Annotated in this window: 19 protein-coding genes; 9 read left to right on the forward strand and 10 right to left on the reverse strand. The window is 60.0% G+C overall.

Annotated features, from left to right (window positions below; genetic code table 11):
* Positions 1-30 precede the first annotated feature (30 nt).
* The 10 genes from HU806_RS19415 to HU806_RS19460 all read right to left on the reverse strand — a co-directional run bounded on the left by HU806_RS19415 (position 31) and on the right by HU806_RS19460 (position 7,069).
* Positions 31-306: an HPr family phosphocarrier protein gene (locus tag HU806_RS19415; RefSeq protein WP_186547266.1), complete on the reverse strand. Its 276-nt coding sequence runs from the start codon at positions 304-306 to the stop codon at positions 31-33.
* A gap of 15 nt (positions 307-321) precedes the next feature.
* Positions 322-1,179 carry an RNase adapter RapZ gene (gene rapZ, locus HU806_RS19420; protein ID WP_186613412.1) on the reverse strand — a complete coding sequence of 286 codons (858 nt, stop codon included), beginning with the start codon at positions 1,177-1,179 and terminating at the stop codon, positions 322-324.
* A gap of 2 nt (positions 1,180-1,181) precedes the next feature.
* Positions 1,182-1,646: a PTS IIA-like nitrogen regulatory protein PtsN gene (ptsN, locus tag HU806_RS19425; protein ID WP_186613414.1), complete on the reverse strand. Its 465-nt coding sequence runs from the start codon at positions 1,644-1,646 to the stop codon at positions 1,182-1,184.
* A gap of 12 nt (positions 1,647-1,658) precedes the next feature.
* Positions 1,659-1,967 carry a ribosome hibernation-promoting factor, HPF/YfiA family gene (gene hpf, locus HU806_RS19430; protein WP_039592236.1) on the reverse strand — a complete coding sequence of 103 codons (309 nt, stop codon included), beginning with the start codon at positions 1,965-1,967 and terminating at the stop codon, positions 1,659-1,661.
* A gap of 76 nt (positions 1,968-2,043) precedes the next feature.
* The gene (locus HU806_RS19435) at positions 2,044-3,537 is read right to left on the reverse strand and encodes an RNA polymerase factor sigma-54 (RefSeq protein ID WP_186613416.1); all 1,494 of its coding nucleotides are present in this window, start codon (positions 3,535-3,537) and stop codon (positions 2,044-2,046) included.
* Between the two features lie 196 nt (positions 3,538-3,733).
* Positions 3,734-4,459 (reverse strand): LPS export ABC transporter ATP-binding protein, encoded by a 726-nt coding sequence (lptB, locus tag HU806_RS19440; protein WP_047228667.1) that lies wholly within the window; start codon positions 4,457-4,459, stop codon positions 3,734-3,736.
* Positions 4,459-5,007 (reverse strand): lipopolysaccharide transport periplasmic protein LptA, encoded by a 549-nt coding sequence (gene lptA / locus HU806_RS19445; RefSeq protein ID WP_186613418.1) that lies wholly within the window; start codon positions 5,005-5,007, stop codon positions 4,459-4,461. Before lptA ends, lptB begins: the two co-directional genes overlap by 1 nt.
* Complete coding sequence (gene lptC / locus HU806_RS19450) at positions 4,994-5,563, reverse strand: LPS export ABC transporter periplasmic protein LptC (protein WP_186613420.1); 570 nt, start codon at positions 5,561-5,563, stop codon at positions 4,994-4,996. The genes lptA and lptC overlap by 14 nt, the downstream gene beginning before the upstream one ends.
* Before the next feature lie 7 nt (positions 5,564-5,570).
* Positions 5,571-6,095 carry a KdsC family phosphatase gene (locus HU806_RS19455; protein ID WP_186613422.1) on the reverse strand — a complete coding sequence of 175 codons (525 nt, stop codon included), beginning with the start codon at positions 6,093-6,095 and terminating at the stop codon, positions 5,571-5,573.
* On the reverse strand, positions 6,095-7,069 hold the full coding sequence (locus HU806_RS19460) for a KpsF/GutQ family sugar-phosphate isomerase (protein WP_186613424.1): 975 nt from the start codon (positions 7,067-7,069) through the stop codon (positions 6,095-6,097). The genes HU806_RS19455 and HU806_RS19460 overlap by 1 nt, the downstream gene beginning before the upstream one ends.
* 273 nt (positions 7,070-7,342) lie before the next feature.
* On the opposite strand from HU806_RS19460, the gene HU806_RS19465 reads away from it, so the two are divergent.
* The 9 genes from HU806_RS19465 to hisD all read left to right on the forward strand — a co-directional run bounded on the left by HU806_RS19465 (position 7,343) and on the right by hisD (position 14,261).
* Positions 7,343-8,152, forward strand: coding sequence for an ATP-binding cassette domain-containing protein (locus HU806_RS19465; protein WP_186613426.1), 810 nt, complete (start codon positions 7,343-7,345; stop codon positions 8,150-8,152).
* Complete coding sequence (gene mlaE, locus HU806_RS19470; RefSeq protein WP_186613428.1) at positions 8,152-8,949, forward strand: lipid asymmetry maintenance ABC transporter permease subunit MlaE; 798 nt, start codon at positions 8,152-8,154, stop codon at positions 8,947-8,949. Before HU806_RS19465 ends, mlaE begins: the two co-directional genes overlap by 1 nt.
* A complete protein-coding gene (gene mlaD / locus HU806_RS19475; RefSeq protein ID WP_186613429.1) occupies positions 8,949-9,416 on the forward strand; it encodes an outer membrane lipid asymmetry maintenance protein MlaD in 468 nt (155 codons plus the stop codon). The genes mlaE and mlaD overlap by 1 nt, the downstream gene beginning before the upstream one ends.
* A gap of 11 nt (positions 9,417-9,427) precedes the next feature.
* Positions 9,428-10,081, forward strand: coding sequence for an MlaC/ttg2D family ABC transporter substrate-binding protein (locus HU806_RS19480; protein WP_186613431.1), 654 nt, complete (start codon positions 9,428-9,430; stop codon positions 10,079-10,081).
* Between the two features lie 8 nt (positions 10,082-10,089).
* Positions 10,090-10,395 carry an STAS domain-containing protein gene (locus HU806_RS19485; RefSeq protein ID WP_186613470.1) on the forward strand — a complete coding sequence of 102 codons (306 nt, stop codon included), beginning with the start codon at positions 10,090-10,092 and terminating at the stop codon, positions 10,393-10,395.
* A 113-nt stretch (positions 10,396-10,508) separates the two neighbouring features.
* The gene (locus HU806_RS19490) at positions 10,509-10,748 is read left to right on the forward strand and encodes a BolA family protein (RefSeq protein WP_090281791.1); all 240 of its coding nucleotides are present in this window, start codon (positions 10,509-10,511) and stop codon (positions 10,746-10,748) included.
* A 22-nt stretch (positions 10,749-10,770) separates the two neighbouring features.
* Positions 10,771-12,036, forward strand: a complete 1,266-nt coding sequence (murA, locus tag HU806_RS19495; RefSeq protein ID WP_186613432.1) for a UDP-N-acetylglucosamine 1-carboxyvinyltransferase — start codon at positions 10,771-10,773, stop codon at positions 12,034-12,036.
* A 127-nt stretch (positions 12,037-12,163) separates the two neighbouring features.
* Positions 12,164-12,799, forward strand: coding sequence for an ATP phosphoribosyltransferase (gene hisG / locus HU806_RS19500; protein WP_053178222.1), 636 nt, complete (start codon positions 12,164-12,166; stop codon positions 12,797-12,799).
* Between the two features lie 124 nt (positions 12,800-12,923).
* Positions 12,924-14,261, forward strand: a complete 1,338-nt coding sequence (hisD, locus tag HU806_RS19505; RefSeq protein ID WP_186613434.1) for a histidinol dehydrogenase — start codon at positions 12,924-12,926, stop codon at positions 14,259-14,261.

Here is a 14,261-nt window from a genome sequence, read left to right on the forward strand (position 1 = left end):
CCGTAAAGGTCGTGTTTGGGCAAGGGGCAGCTATTCGCCTTCATCAAAGTAGTTATTGATGAGTTCCACCAGTGCATCCATCGCTTCCTGAGCCTGTTCACCTTCGGTGCTCAGGTGGATCTTGGTGCCTTTGCCTGCTGCAAGCATCATCATCGCCATGATGCTCTTGCCGTCGACCGTCGATTCAGGCGTCCGCCCGACCCGGATCGTGGTATCAGGAAACTTGCCCGCCACACCCACGAATTTGGCCGAGGCACGGGCATGCAGGCCCAGCTTGTTGATGATTTCAATTTCCCGAGCAGGCATCGCGATGTGAATCCTTTAGCTGAGGTCGCGGTGGCGAACCTGGACGTTCTTCAGGGATTGTTGCAAGAGCTGACCCAGGCGCTCGGTCAGGTAGACGGAGCGGTGATGCCCGCCCGTACAGCCGATCGCGATCGTGACGTAGGCGCGGTTGCTGGCGGCAAAACGGGGCAGCCATTTCAGCAGGTAGCCAGAAATGTCCTGGTACATTTCCTCGACATCCGGCTGGGCCGCCAGGTAATCGATTACCGGCTGGTCGAGCCCGGACTGTTCGCGCAGTTCCGGCTTCCAGTAGGGATTGGGCAGGCACCGGACATCGAACACCAGGTCGGCGTCTACCGGCATGCCACGCTTGAAGCCGAACGACTCCACGAGGAAAGCCGTGCCCGGTTCCGGCTGGTTCAGCAGGCGCAACTTGATGGTGTCACGCAGCTGATACAGATTCAGGTTGGTAGTGTTGACCTTCAGGTCCGCCAAGTCGGCGATGGGGCCGAGCAGCTGGCTTTCGTCATGGATGGCTTCCGCGAGGGAGCGGCTGGCGTTGCTCAGCGGATGGCGCCGACGGGTTTCAGAGAAGCGTTTGAGCAGCGTCTCCTCATCGGCGTCCAGATACAGCACGTCGCATTGGATATGCCGGTTGCGCACTTCTTCGAGCAATTCGGGAAATCGCGACAAATGGCTGGGCAGGTTGCGGGCGTCGATGGACACGGCGACCAGCGGTTGCGCCAGCTCGGTATGGATCAGCGCACGCTCGGCCAATTCTGGAAGAAGGCCTGCTGGCAAATTGTCGATGCAATAGTAGCCGCTGTCCTCAAGCACGTTGAGGGCGGTGCTTTTACCGGAGCCGGAGCGGCCGCTGACGATGATCATGCGCATGTTTAATGGCCGTTCTGCTCGTCCAGGACTACCTGATACAAGGCTTCGTTGCTCGGGGCGCTGCGCAGTTTTTCGCGTACTTCCTTGCGGTCCAGCATGCTGGCAATCTGGCGCAGCAGCTCCAGGTGCGCATCGGTCGCCGCTTCCGGGACCAGCAATACGAACAGCAGGTCGACCGGGGCGCCGTCGATGGCGTCGAAATCGATAGGCGCTTCCAAGTGCAACAACGCGCTGATTGGCGCGGTGCAGCCTTTGAGGCGACAGTGAGGAATGGCGATGCCGTTGCCAAAACCGGTGGAGCCGAGTTTTTCACGGGCGACCAATGCCTCGAAGACATCTTGCATTTCCAGATCCGGTACCTCGCGGTGGATCAGGTTGGCAATTTGTTCGAGGGCTTTCTTTTTACTGCCGCCCGGCGCGTTCACTTGGGAACGGCCGGGGGTCAGGATGGTTTCTAGTCGGATCATGGATTGGGGGGGTTAACGACCGGTTGCGCCCTGGAGGAGGCTCTGGGTCTTTTCCTTATGCTTTTTGAGTTGGCGATCCAGCTTGTCGGTCAGCAGGTCAATCGCGGCATACATGTCTGAATGCTCTGCGTTGGCAACCACTTCTCCGCCGGGAATATGCAGCGTGGCTTCGATTTTCTGCAGCAGCTTCTCGACGTTCATCGTGACTTGCACGTTGGTAATCTTGTCGAAATGCCTTTCCAATCGGTCGAGTTTCTCGCCGATGTAGGTGCGCAGGGGTTCGGTCACTTCCAGTTGGTGTCCACTGATGTTGACTTGCATACAGCTTCTCCTTCGTTGCCAGTGCATAAAGCGGCAGGCAGAAATACCTGCCACTGGAACGCTGTGGCGTGGCCTGTTACATCAACCGCTTGCGTTCGCTCGAAGGCGCGATCCCGAGGGATTCACGGTATTTGGCGACGGTACGGCGGGCCACCTGAATGCCTTGTGCCTCCAGTAAACCAGCGATCTTGCTGTCACTCAACGGCTTTTTCTGATTTTCCGCCGCGACCAATTTTTTGATGATCGCGCGGATGGCCGTGGACGAGCATTCGCCGCCTTCGGAGGTGCTGACGTGGCTGGAGAAAAAGTATTTCAGTTCATAGATGCCCCGTGGGGTATGCATGAATTTCTGGGTAGTCACCCGGGAAATCGTCGACTCATGCATGCCCACCGCCTCGGCGATGTCGTGCAGGACCAACGGCTTCATCGCTTCATCGCCGTACTCCAGGAAGCCGCGCTGATGCTCGACGATCTGGGTGGCAACTTTCATCAGGGTTTCGTTGCGACTTTGCAGGCTCTTGATGAACCAGCGCGCTTCCTGCAACTGGTTGCGCATGAAGGTGTTGTCGGCGCTGGTGTCGGCGCGCTTCACGAAACCGGCGTATTGAGCGTTGACTCGCAGCTTGGGTACTGATTCCTGGTTCAGTTCCACCAGCCAGCGGTCGTTGTGCTTGCGCACGATCACGTCAGGTACCACGTATTCGGGTTCGGTGGACTCAATCTGCGAGCCGGGGCGCGGATTGAGGCTTTGTACCAGCTCGATGACCTGGCGCAGCTCATCTTCCTTGAGCTTCATGCGACGCATCAGTTGGCTATAGTCGCGCCCGCCCAGCAGGTCGATGAAATCCGTCACCAACCGTTTGGCTTCGGCCAGCCACGGCGTCCTGGCGGGCAGCTGGCGCAGTTGCAGCAACAGGCACTCACCCAGGTTGCGAGCACCGATGCCGGCGGGTTCGAACTGCTGGATGCGATGGAGGACGGCTTCGATCTCGTCCAGCTCGATGTCGAGCTCGGGGTCGAAGGCTTCCAGGATCTCTTCGAGGGTCTCGTCCAGGTAGCCCTGGTTGTTGATGCAATCGATCAACGTCACGGCGATCAGGCGATCGGTATCGGACATCGGCGCCAGGTTCAGTTGCCACAGCAGATGACTTTGCAGGCTCTCGCCGGCGGAGGTGCGGGTGGTGAAGTCCCACTCGTCGTCATCGCCGCTCGGCAGGCTGCTGGCGCTGGTCTGGTAGACGTCGTCCCAGGCCGTGTCCACGGGCAGCTCGTTGGGAATACGCTCGTTCCACTCACCGTCCTCGAGGTTGTCCACCGTCGGGGCGGCTTCCTGATAGGACGGTTCCGGGATTTCGGCGGGAGTTTTCTGCTCGACGTTATCGGCCAGCGGATCGGTATTGTCGAAGTCTTCGCCTTCTTCCTGGCGTTCGAGCATCGGATTGGACTCCAGCGCCTCCTGGATTTCCTGTTGCAGGTCCAGGGTCGACAATTGGAGCAGGCGGATGGCCTGTTGCAGCTGCGGTGTCATCGTCAGCTGCTGGCCCATTCTCAAGACTAGCGATGGTTTCATGGCAGGGGCTTAACACCTTATTCGCCGGCGCACATGCGCCATCCACTACAGGGCGCCGGAGCGCCAAACTTAAGCAAATTATATGCCTGAAACTGAAGTGTTTGCCTAGGGGGCGCTCTCAATTAATTGAACGCGTCCCCGCAACGTCGGCATTGAAGCGCCGGTGTCGCTCGGGCATTCGCCAGGCACATTGTGCTTAAAGGCGGAATTCATGGCCCAGATACACTTCCTTGACCAGTTCATTGGCCAGGATGGTGGCGGAGTCGCCTTCGGCAATCAACTGGCCGTCATTGACGATATAGGCGGTTTCGCAGATATCCAGGGTCTCGCGCACGTTGTGGTCGGTGATCAATACGCCGATCCCCTTGGCCTTGAGGTGGTGGATGATCTGCTTGATATCGCCCACGGAAATCGGGTCCACGCCAGCGAACGGTTCGTCGAGCAGGATGAATTTCGGCGCGGTGGCCAGGGCGCGGGCGATTTCCACACGGCGGCGCTCGCCACCGGACAGGCTCATGCCCAGGTTGTCGCGAATGTGACTGATGTGGAATTCTTGCAGCAGGCTTTCCAATTCCTGGCGACGGCCGGCCTTGTCGAGTTCCTTGCGGGTCTCGAGGATTGCCATGATATTGTCGGCCACCGACAGCTTGCGAAAGATCGACGCTTCCTGGGGCAGGTAGCCGATACCGGCTTTTGCCCGGCCATGCATCGGCTGGTGGCTGACGTCCAGGTCATCGATCAGAACGCGGCCCTGGTCGGCTTGCACCAGGCCCACGATCATGTAGAAGCAGGTCGTCTTGCCCGCGCCGTTGGGGCCGAGCAAGCCAACGATCTGGCCGCTGTCGATGGACAGGCTGACATCGCGCACGACCTGGCGGCTCTTGTAGCTCTTGGCCAAGTGCTGGGCTTTAAGAGTTGCCATTACTGGGCCTTCTGCTCGTCGGTTTTCTTTTTCGGCTGGATCACCATGTCGATGCGCGGACGCGATTCGGTGACCTTGCTGCCAGTGGCGCGACCGGCGCTGGCCAGTTTCTTGTTGGTGTCATAGACGATTTTCTCGCCTTGGGTCACGTTGTTGTCCTTGTCGACGACCTTGGCGCGGTCGATCAGCACGACGCGATCCTGGGATGCGTGGTACTGGATGGTTACCCCGTAGCCTTGCACCGGCTTGGTGTCGCCTGCGGTTTGCAGCTGTTCGAAGTAGGCCAGGTTACCCACCGAGGTCACCACGTCGATATCGCCGGACTGGGTGCGGGTGATGGTCACGGTATTGCCGGTCACCTTCATCGAGCCCTGGGTGATGATCACGTCACCTTTATAGGTGGCGACACCGTTCTTGTCGTCCAGTTGCGCGTCGTCGGCCTGGATGCGGATAGGCTGGTCGCGGTCGTTGGGGAGGGCCCAGGCGCTCGCGCTTCCCAGTGCTGCGCCCAGACTGAGCAAAATAGGGAGGGTTTTAGCGAGCTTCATACTGTCCTCTTACTTTCGATAGCAGGTGTATCCTGCTTTCCTTCAAATACGCCTTCATTCCTACGCCAGTCGACACGCCGCCGGCGCCGTCGATTCTAACGGGTTGCTCGGTCTGCGCATATTCTCGCTGCGGAAAGACCGTCATGCGGCTGCTGGTAATGATGGTCGTACGGTTCTTTTCATCGGTTCGGGCAATGCGTACCGAGTCGATCAGCTCGACTTCGGTGCCACCGGGATTGACCTCGGCGCGCTCGCTCTGGACGTGCCACGGAAATTCAGTGCCCCGGAACATGTTCAGGTCCGGTTTGGTGACCAGCGTGATATCGCTGGCCTTTACGTGATCGACCTTGTCGGAGGTCATTTCGTACTGCAGCTTGCCGTCGGGCAGGTATTGCAGCGTATGCGTATTGGTTGCGTACCAGTCGATATTTTCCTCGACCTTGGCCGCCGGCTGGTCAAGGAAGCGTTCCGGGCTGATGTTCCAGTAGCCGACCGCCGCGAAAATCGCTGCGATACAGCCGAACACCAGGATGGTGCGAATCTTCTTGCTTAGCATAAATGGCTCACAGGTATGCGGCGTGGGCCGCTTCGAGGTGGCCCTGGGCACGCAGGATCAGTTCACAGAATTCACGGGCCGCGCCTTCACCGCCCCTCGCCGTGGTAACCCCATGGGCGTGCTCGCGTACGAAGGCGGCCGCGTTGGCCACGGCCATGCCCAGGCCGACCCGGCGGATCACCGGCAGGTCCGGCAGGTCGTCACCAAGGTAGGCAACCTGTTCATAGCTTAGATTGAGTTGGCCAAGGAGTTCGTCCAGTACCACCAGTTTGTCTTCACGGCCCTGATAAAGATGCGGGATACCGAGGTTCTTCGCTCGCCGCTCGACCACCGGGGTCTTGCGACCACTGATGATAGCGGTCTGCACGCCAGTCGCCATCAGCATCTTGATGCCTTGGCCGTCGAGCGTATTGAAAGTCTTGAATTCGCTGCCGTCTTCAAGGAAGTACAGACGGCCATCGGTGAGCACGCCGTCAACGTCGAACACGGCGAGCTTGATATTCTTGCCTCGTAGCAGCAGGTCGGTCGTCATTACATTACTCCAGCACGCAGCAGGTCGGACAGATTGAAGGCGCCAACCGGGCGGTCCTCGTCGTCTACCACCACCAGTGCGTTGATCCTGTGGTCTTCCATGATTTTCAGGGCTTCGGCGGCGAGCATGTCGGCGCGAGCGGTCTTGCCGTGAAGGGTCATGACTTCGTCGATGGTCGCATTGCGGATATCGATGGCGCGATCGAGGGTGCGGCGCAGGTCGCCGTCCGTGAAGATCCCGGCGAGCTTGCCGTCGGCTTCGAGGATCACCGTCATGCCCAGCCCCTTGCGGGTCATCTCCATGAGCGCGTCCTTGAGCTGTGTTCCGCGTTGTACTTGCGGCAACTCCTCGCCGGCGTGCATCACGTTTTCGACTTTCAGCAACAGGCGACGGCCCAAAGCGCCACCAGGGTGGGAAAAGGCGAAGTCCTCGGCGGTGAAGCCCCTGGCTTCCAGCAGCGCCACGGCCAGGGCATCGCCCATGACCAGGGCGGCGGTAGTGGATGAGGTCGGGGCCAGGTTCAGCGGGCAGGCTTCGTGCTCGACATGAACGTTGAGGTTCACTTCGGCGGCCTTGGCCAGGGGAGAGTCCGGATTGCCTGTGATGCTGATCATCTGGATGCCCAGGCGCTTGATCAATGGCAGCAACGTGAGGATTTCATTGGTCGAGCCGGAGTTGGACAGGGCCAGGATGACGTCGTCGCGGGTGATCATGCCCATGTCGCCGTGACTGGCTTCGGCCGGGTGGACGAAAAATGCCGTGGTGCCGGTGCTGGCCAGGGTGGCAGCGATCTTGTTGCCGATATGCCCGGACTTGCCCATGCCGACCACGACCACGCGCCCCTTGCTGGCCAGAATCATCTCGCAGGCGCGTACGAAATCAGCGTCGATATGAGGCAGCAAGCCTTGCACGGCTTCGAGCTCGAGGCGGATGGTACGTTGTGCCGATTGAATCAGGTCGCTGGATTGGCTCATGTCAGAATCGTATAGCCCGATGAAAAGGCGGCGATTATAGCGACAATGAACGATTCCCTCACGTTAGTTCGTCATGCTTTATTCGAACGGTTGTAAGGTCGGACATAAAATGTGGCGTTTTATCTCTGGCCTGGCTTAACGGGCAAGGGGTTGGCCTTGGGCGCCTGGCGGTTGCAGTGATATAGTTCGCCGCCGGTTCGTGTGCCCGGTGGTACCGGCGTTTGTCGGCTGGCCGGGGCATCCGAATATGAGGCTGCATCGCAAGGAGTTTAGATGAGTGCCGACAACGCCTACGCGGTCGAGCTGAAGGGATTGTCCTTCAAGCGAGGGACGCGCAGCATTTTCAATGACATCGATATTCGTATCCCGCGCGGCAAGGTGACCGGCATCATGGGCCCTTCCGGCTGCGGAAAGACCACGCTGCTGCGGCTGATGGGCGCACAACTGCGCCCCAGCGCCGGCGAAGTCTGGGTCAACGGCCAGAACCTTCCACAGTTATCGCGCGGCGACCTGTTCGATGCGCGCAAGCATATGGGGGTGCTGTTCCAGAGTGGTGCCCTGTTCACTGACCTTGATGTATTCGAGAACGTGGCGTTTCCCCTGCGGGTCCATACGGAGCTGCCGGAAGAGATGATTCGCGACATCGTCCTGCTCAAACTGCAGGCCGTCGGGCTGAGGGGTGCCCTGGAGCTGATGCCGGACGAGCTGTCTGGCGGCATGAAGCGGCGGGTGGCCCTGGCGCGGGCGATCGCCCTCGATCCGAAAATCCTGATGTACGACGAACCCTTCGTTGGGCAGGACCCCATTGCCATGGGCGTGCTCGTGCGCCTGATCCGCCTGCTCAACGATGCGTTGGGCATCACCAGCATCGTGGTCTCCCATGACCTTGCCGAAACCGCGAGCATCGCCGACTACATCTATGTTGTAGGCGATGGCCAGGTGCTGGGGCAGGGTACGCCCCAGGAGTTGCTGGATTCGGACAACCCGCGCATTCGCCAATTCATGAAAGGTGATCCGGACGGGCCGGTGGCGTTCCATTTTCCGGCCACGGATTACCGTACCGATCTGCTGGGGAAGCGCTGATGCGCAAGAAATCATTAATAGAAAGAGTCCGCCTGTTCGGCCGCTCAGGTATCGACGTAGTGGCGGTGCTGGGGCGTTCCTCGCTGTTCCTCATGCACGCCTTGCTGGGGCGTAATGCGACCGGTGGTGGTTTTGGCCTGTTGGTCAAGCAGCTGCATTCGGTGGGAGTGATGTCCCTGGTGATCATCGTGGTCTCCGGGATCTTCATCGGCATGGTGCTGGCACTCCAGGGCTTCAGCATATTGTCCAGCTACGGGTCGGAGCAGGCGGTCGGGCAGATGGTCGCGCTGACATTGCTGCGTGAGCTCGGGCCGGTGGTGACGGCGTTGCTGTTCGCCGGGCGAGCCGGTTCGGCGCTGACTGCCGAAATCGGTAACATGAAGTCCACCGAGCAGTTGTCCAGCCTGGAAATGATTGGCGTCGACCCGCTCAAATACATTATTGCCCCGCGCCTGTGGGCCGGCTTCATTTCCCTGCCGGTGCTGGCGATGATCTTCAGCGTCGTGGGGATCTGGGGCGGCTCATGGGTGGCCGTCGATTGGCTGGGGGTCTATGAAGGCTCCTATTGGGCCAACATGCAGAACAGCGTCGATTTTCTCGACGATGTGCTCAACGGTGTGATCAAGAGTGCCGTATTCGCTTTCGTGGTGACCTGGATTGCCGTGTTTCAAGGTTATGACTGTGAGCCCACGTCAGAGGGGATCAGCCGTGCCACAACCAAGACCGTGGTCTACGCCTCGTTGGCCGTCCTGGGCCTTGACTTTATTCTGACCGCCTTGATGTTTGGAGATTTCTGATGCAAAACCGCACCCTGGAAATCGGTGTCGGCCTTTTCTTGCTGGCTGGCATCCTGGCTTTGCTGCTGCTGGCCCTGCGGGTCAGTGGACTGGCGCCGACCGCGAGCACCGATACGTATAAACTTTATGCTTATTTTGACAATATCGCCGGTTTGACGGTCAGAGCCAAGGTGACCATGGCCGGTGTGACCATCGGCAAGGTCACGGCAATCGATCTGGACCGCGACAGTTTCACTGGCCGGGTAACGCTGCAGTTGGAAAAACGCGTGGATAATCTGCCGACCGATTCCACTGCATCTATCCTCACGGCTGGGCTGCTGGGTGAGAAATACATCGGTATCAGCGTGGGCGGGGAAGACTCCCTGCTCAAGGACGGCGGGACAATCCACGATACGCAGTCGTCGCTGGTGCTCGAGGACCTGATCGGTAAATTCCTGCTCAATACCGTTAGCAAAGACGCCAAATGAGGAGCTTTTGAATGATCTCTATCCTGCGACGCAGCCTGCTGGTCCTGTTGGCGGCACTGCCGCTGATGGGCAATGCCGTGGCGGCGCCTTCGGCGCACGACATCATCAAGACGACGACTGACCAGCTGTTGGCGGATCTTTCGGCCAACAAGGAAAAGTACAAGCAGGACCCGAGCGCGTTCTATGAGTCCTTGAACCGGATTGTCGGGCCAGTTGTGGACGCTGACGGCATTTCCAAGAGCATCATGACCGTCAAGTACTCGCGCAAGGCTACGCCCGCGCAGATGACCCGCTTCCAGGAAAACTTCAAGCGCAGCCTGTTCCAGTTCTATGGCAACGCCTTGCTTGAGTACAACAATCAGGGCATCACCGTCGACCCGGCCAAGGATGAGTCAGGCGAACGCACCAGCGTCGGCATGACGGTCAAGGGCAACAACGGTGCCGTCTACCCCGTGTCGTACACACTCGAGAAGATCAATGGCGAGTGGAAGGTACGTAACGTGATCATTAATGGCATCAACATCGGCAAGCTGTTCCGCGATCAGTTCGCCGATGCGATGCAGCGCAATGGTAATGACCTGGAGAAGACCATCAATGGTTGGGCCGGTGAGGTCGCCAAGGCAAAAGAAGTTGCCGAAGATGCCCAAGAGAAGCAGCAACAATGAACGAGTCGGTGAGTGAGTCAGCCGTGCGCCTGGGCGAGTCCGGCGAGCTGCTGCTCAGCGGTGTGCTGGATTACCGCACCGGCCCGGGCTTGCGCAAGCAGGGCCAGGCGCTGATCAAGTCCGCGAGCACCGCTGAACTGGTAATCGACTGCTCGGGCGTGCAGAAGTCCAGCAGCGTCGGCTTGTCACTGCTGCTGTGCTTCATGCGTGACGCCAAGGCTGCCGGCAAGACCTGGAGCATCCGGGGAATGCCCGAGGACATGCGCGAAATAGCCCAGGTCAGTGAATTGACTGAGCTGTTGGTGCATTCCTGACCCATATCGCTGGTAAGCCCCTTGTCAGAGTCCTGCTTCGCGGGGTTCGCAGGCGAGGGCCTTTTTTGTATGATGTGCGACCCGTGCGCACAGGGCGCCGATTGAGGTTGAGCATGCAGGCTGTAGAAGTGAAGAGCTTCCTTGAAGGAAAGCTGCCTGATACGCAGGTGGAAGTTGAAGGCGAAGGCTGCAATTTCCAACTGAATGTGATCAGCGATGAACTGGCGGCGTTGAGCCCGGTGAAGCGTCAGCAGAGCATCTATGCCCATTTGAACCCATGGATCGCCGATGGCAGCATCCACGCGGTCACTATGAAATTTTTCAGCCGCGCGGCCTGGGCCGAGCGCACCTGAGCCCAAGGGCGTCGAGATTCTTATGGATAAATTGATTATTACCGGCGGCGTTCGCCTTGATGGCGAAATCCGTATTTCCGGGGCAAAGAACTCCGCGCTGCCGATCCTGGCCGCGACCCTGCTGTGCGATGGTCCGGTAACCGTGGCCAACCTGCCGCACTTGCACGACATCACCACGATGATCGAGCTGTTCGGCCGCATGGGCATCGAGCCGGTGATCGACGAGAAGCTCAGCGTCGAAATCGACCCACGTACCATCAAGACCCTGATCGCCCCGTACGAGCTGGTGAAGACCATGCGTGCGTCGATCCTGGTACTGGGCCCGATGGTCGCTCGTTTCGGTGAAGCCGAAGTCGCGTTGCCTGGCGGTTGCGCCATTGGCTCGCGTCCGGTGGACCTGCACATCCGTGGCCTGGAAGCCATGGGCGCGATCATCGACGTCGAGGGCGGCTACATCAAGGCCAAGGCCCCTGAAGGCGGCCTGCGCGGGGCGAACTTCTTCTTCGACACCGTCAGCGTGACCGGTACCGAAAACATCATGATGGCCGCCGCCCTTGCCAAGGGCCGCAGCGTGCTGCAAAACGCTGCCCGCGAGCCTGAAGTCGTCGACCTGGCGAACTTCCTGATCGCCATGGGTGCCAAGATCACCGGCGCCGGCACCGACACCATCACCATCGATGGCGTCGAGCGCCTGCACTCGGCCACCTATAAAGTGATGCCGGACCGGATCGAAACCGGCACCTACCTGGTAGCCGCCGCCGTCACCGGTGGCCGCGTCAAGGTCAAGGACACTGATCCAACCATCCTCGAAGCCGTCCTCGAAAAACTCAAGGAAGCGGGCGCCGAAGTCACTTGTGGCGAAGACTGGATCGAAGTGAACATGCACGGCAAGCGGCCTAAAGCCGTCAACGTGCGAACCGCTCCATATCCGGCGTTCCCGACCGACATGCAGGCGCAGTTCATCTCCCTCAACGCCATTGCCGAAGGCACCGGTGCGGTGATCGAGACGATCTTCGAAAACCGCTTCATGCACGTCTATGAGTTGCACCGCATGGGCGCCAAGATCCAAGTCGAAGGCAACACCGCCATCGTCACCGGGACCGAGAAGCTGAAGGGCGCGCCTGTGATGGCCACCGACCTGCGGGCCTCGGCCAGCCTGGTGATCTCGGCCCTGGTGGCCGAAGGCGATACCCTCATCGACCGCATCTACCACATCGACCGTGGCTACGAGTGCATCGAAGAAAAACTGCAGATGCTCGGCGCCAAGATCCGTCGCGTACCGGGCTAGTTCCCGCTGCATGGGCACAAGGAAGTGTCCGCTGATTAGTTCAAGTCGAGGGTGGTTTCACCCTCGATGTATGTCCGGCGCCCATTGCGACCAGGCATGAGTACCTTGATAAGGACTGACGCTTCCCATGTTGACCATCGCACTGTCCAAGGGCCGTATCCTCGACGACACCCTGCCGCTTCTGGCTGAAGCGGGCATCGTGCCGACCGAGAATCCGGACAAGAGCCGCAAGCTGATCATCCCCACGACCCAGGCCGATGTGCGCTTGCTGATCGTACGCGCCACCGATGTGCCAACCTACGTTGAACATGGCGCCGCTGATCTCGGGGTGGCCGGTAAAGACGTGCTGATGGAATACGGTGGCCAGGGCTTGTACGAGCCGCTGGACCTGCAGATCGCTCGCTGCAAGCTGATGACCGCCGGTAAAGTCGGCGCACCTGAGCCCAAGGGGCGCCTGCGGGTGGCGACCAAGTTCGTCAACATTGCCAAGCGTTACTACGCCGAGCAGGGCCGTCAGGTCGATATCATCAAGTTGTACGGTTCGATGGAGCTGGCGCCGCTGATCGGCCTGGCGGACAAGATCATCGACGTCGTCGACACCGGCAATACCTTGCGGGCCAATGGCCTGGAGCCCCAGGATTTCATCGCGGACGTCACCTCCCGGCTGATCGTCAACAAGGCTTCGATGAAAATGCAGCACGCCCGTATCCAGGCTTTGATCGATACCCTGCGCAAGGCAGTGGAATCGCGACACCGCGGCTGATTCACCTGCGCGACCTTAGCGTCGCGCCCGTCTATCCGCGTCATAGCCAATTTTCTCAGGTGCCCACGCGAATGGACTGGTAGCTTAGGGCGCCTGAGCATTTGCCATTAATGAGGCCCTCGCTATGACCGCTCCCACTTCGATTCGCCGACTCAACGCTGCCGACCCGGATTTCGCACATCATCTGGATCATCTGCTGAGCTGGGAGAGTGTGTCTGACGACTCGGTCAATGTGCGGGTGCTGGACATCATCAAGGCCGTTCGCGAGCGTGGCGATGCCGCGTTGGTGGAATTCACGCAGAAGTTCGACGGCTTGCAAGTCGCCTCGATGGCCGACCTGATCCTGCCGCGCGAGCGTCTGGAGCTGGCACTGACTCGGATTACCGTGCCTCAGCGCGAGGCCCTGGAAAAAGCCGCGTCCCGAGTGCGCAGCTATCACGAAAGGCAGAAACAGGACTCCTGGAGCTACACCGAAGCCGACGGCACGGTGCTCGGCCAGAAGGTCACTCCGCTGGACCGCGCGGGGCTTTACGTCCCGGGCGGCAAAGCCTCCTATCCGTCCTCGGTATTGATGAACGCCATCCCGGCCAAGGTTGCCGGAGTCACCGAAGTGGTCATGGTAGTACCGACCCCGCGCGGTGAAATCAATGAACTGGTGTTGGCTGCCGCCTGCATTGCCGGCGTCGACCGGGTGTTCACCATCGGCGGTGCCCAGGCCGTGGCTGCCTTGGCCTATGGCACCGAAAGCGTGCCGCGGGTCGACAAAGTGGTCGGGCCGGGCAATATCTATGTCGCCACCGCCAAGCGCCACGTGTTTGGCCAAGTGGGTATCGACATGATCGCCGGCCCTTCGGAAATCCTCGTGGTGTGCGACGGCCAGACCGATCCGGACTGGATTGCCATGGACCTGTTTTCCCAGGCGGAGCATGACGAAGACGCCCAGGCGATCCTGGTCAGCCCGGACGCCGAGTTCCTCGACAAGGTCGCTGCCAGCATCGACAAGCTGCTGCCGACCATGGACCGTGCCGAGATCATCAACACCTCGATCAATGGGCGTGGAGCGCTGATCAAGGTCGAGGACATGGAGCAGGCCATCGAAGTCGCCAACCGCATCGCGCCGGAGCACCTGGAATTGTCGGTCGCCGACCCGCAAGCCTGGCTGCCGAAGATCCGCCATGCCGGTGCGATCTTCATGGGCCGCCACACGTCCGAGGCGCTGGGCGATTATTGCGCCGGTCCCAACCACGTGCTGCCGACCTCTGGCACCGCACGCTTCTCGTCGCCGCTGGGGGTTTACGACTTCCAGAAGCGCTCATCGATCATTTTTTGCTCGGAGCAGGGCGCGTCCGAGCTGGGCAAGACCGCTTCCGTGCTGGCCCGCGGCGAATCCCTGAGCGCCCATGCCCGTAGCGCCGAGTACCGCATTCTTGACGAGCCATCCATTGAACGGCAGGGGAACTGA

This window comes from Pseudomonas sp. SWRI154 (genome assembly GCF_014268645.1).
Taxonomy (GTDB): domain Bacteria; phylum Pseudomonadota; class Gammaproteobacteria; order Pseudomonadales; family Pseudomonadaceae; genus Aquipseudomonas; species Aquipseudomonas marvdashtae.

Excerpts from the sequence above, each read along its gene's own strand:
- murA (WP_186613432.1), top strand. The coding sequence starts at position 10,771 with ATGGATAAATTGATTATTACCGGCGGCGTTCGCCTTGATGGCGAAATC.
- HU806_RS19435 (WP_186613416.1), bottom strand. The coding sequence starts at position 3,537 with ATGAAACCATCGCTAGTCTTGAGAATGGGCCAGCAGCTGACGATGACA.
- hpf (WP_039592236.1), bottom strand. The coding sequence starts at position 1,967 with ATGCAAGTCAACATCAGTGGACACCAACTGGAAGTGACCGAACCCCTG.
- lptB (WP_047228667.1), bottom strand. The coding sequence starts at position 4,459 with ATGGCAACTCTTAAAGCCCAGCACTTGGCCAAGAGCTACAAGAGCCGC.
- HU806_RS19415 (WP_186547266.1), bottom strand. The coding sequence starts at position 306 with ATGCCTGCTCGGGAAATTGAAATCATCAACAAGCTGGGCCTGCATGCC.
- mlaE (WP_186613428.1), top strand. The coding sequence starts at position 8,152 with ATGCGCAAGAAATCATTAATAGAAAGAGTCCGCCTGTTCGGCCGCTCA.
- HU806_RS19480 (WP_186613431.1), top strand. The coding sequence starts at position 9,428 with ATGATCTCTATCCTGCGACGCAGCCTGCTGGTCCTGTTGGCGGCACTG.
- lptA (WP_186613418.1), bottom strand. The coding sequence starts at position 5,007 with ATGAAGCTCGCTAAAACCCTCCCTATTTTGCTCAGTCTGGGCGCAGCA.
- hisG (WP_053178222.1), top strand. The coding sequence starts at position 12,164 with ATGTTGACCATCGCACTGTCCAAGGGCCGTATCCTCGACGACACCCTG.
- HU806_RS19460 (WP_186613424.1), bottom strand. The coding sequence starts at position 7,069 with ATGAGCCAATCCAGCGACCTGATTCAATCGGCACAACGTACCATCCGC.
- HU806_RS19490 (WP_090281791.1), top strand. The coding sequence starts at position 10,509 with ATGCAGGCTGTAGAAGTGAAGAGCTTCCTTGAAGGAAAGCTGCCTGAT.
- lptC (WP_186613420.1), bottom strand. The coding sequence starts at position 5,563 with ATGCTAAGCAAGAAGATTCGCACCATCCTGGTGTTCGGCTGTATCGCA.
- rapZ (WP_186613412.1), bottom strand. The coding sequence starts at position 1,179 with ATGCGCATGATCATCGTCAGCGGCCGCTCCGGCTCCGGTAAAAGCACC.
- hisD (WP_186613434.1), top strand. The coding sequence starts at position 12,924 with ATGACCGCTCCCACTTCGATTCGCCGACTCAACGCTGCCGACCCGGAT.
- mlaD (WP_186613429.1), top strand. The coding sequence starts at position 8,949 with ATGCAAAACCGCACCCTGGAAATCGGTGTCGGCCTTTTCTTGCTGGCT.
- ptsN (WP_186613414.1), bottom strand. The coding sequence starts at position 1,646 with ATGATCCGACTAGAAACCATCCTGACCCCCGGCCGTTCCCAAGTGAAC.
- HU806_RS19455 (WP_186613422.1), bottom strand. The coding sequence starts at position 6,095 with ATGACGACCGACCTGCTGCTACGAGGCAAGAATATCAAGCTCGCCGTG.
- HU806_RS19465 (WP_186613426.1), top strand. The coding sequence starts at position 7,343 with ATGAGTGCCGACAACGCCTACGCGGTCGAGCTGAAGGGATTGTCCTTC.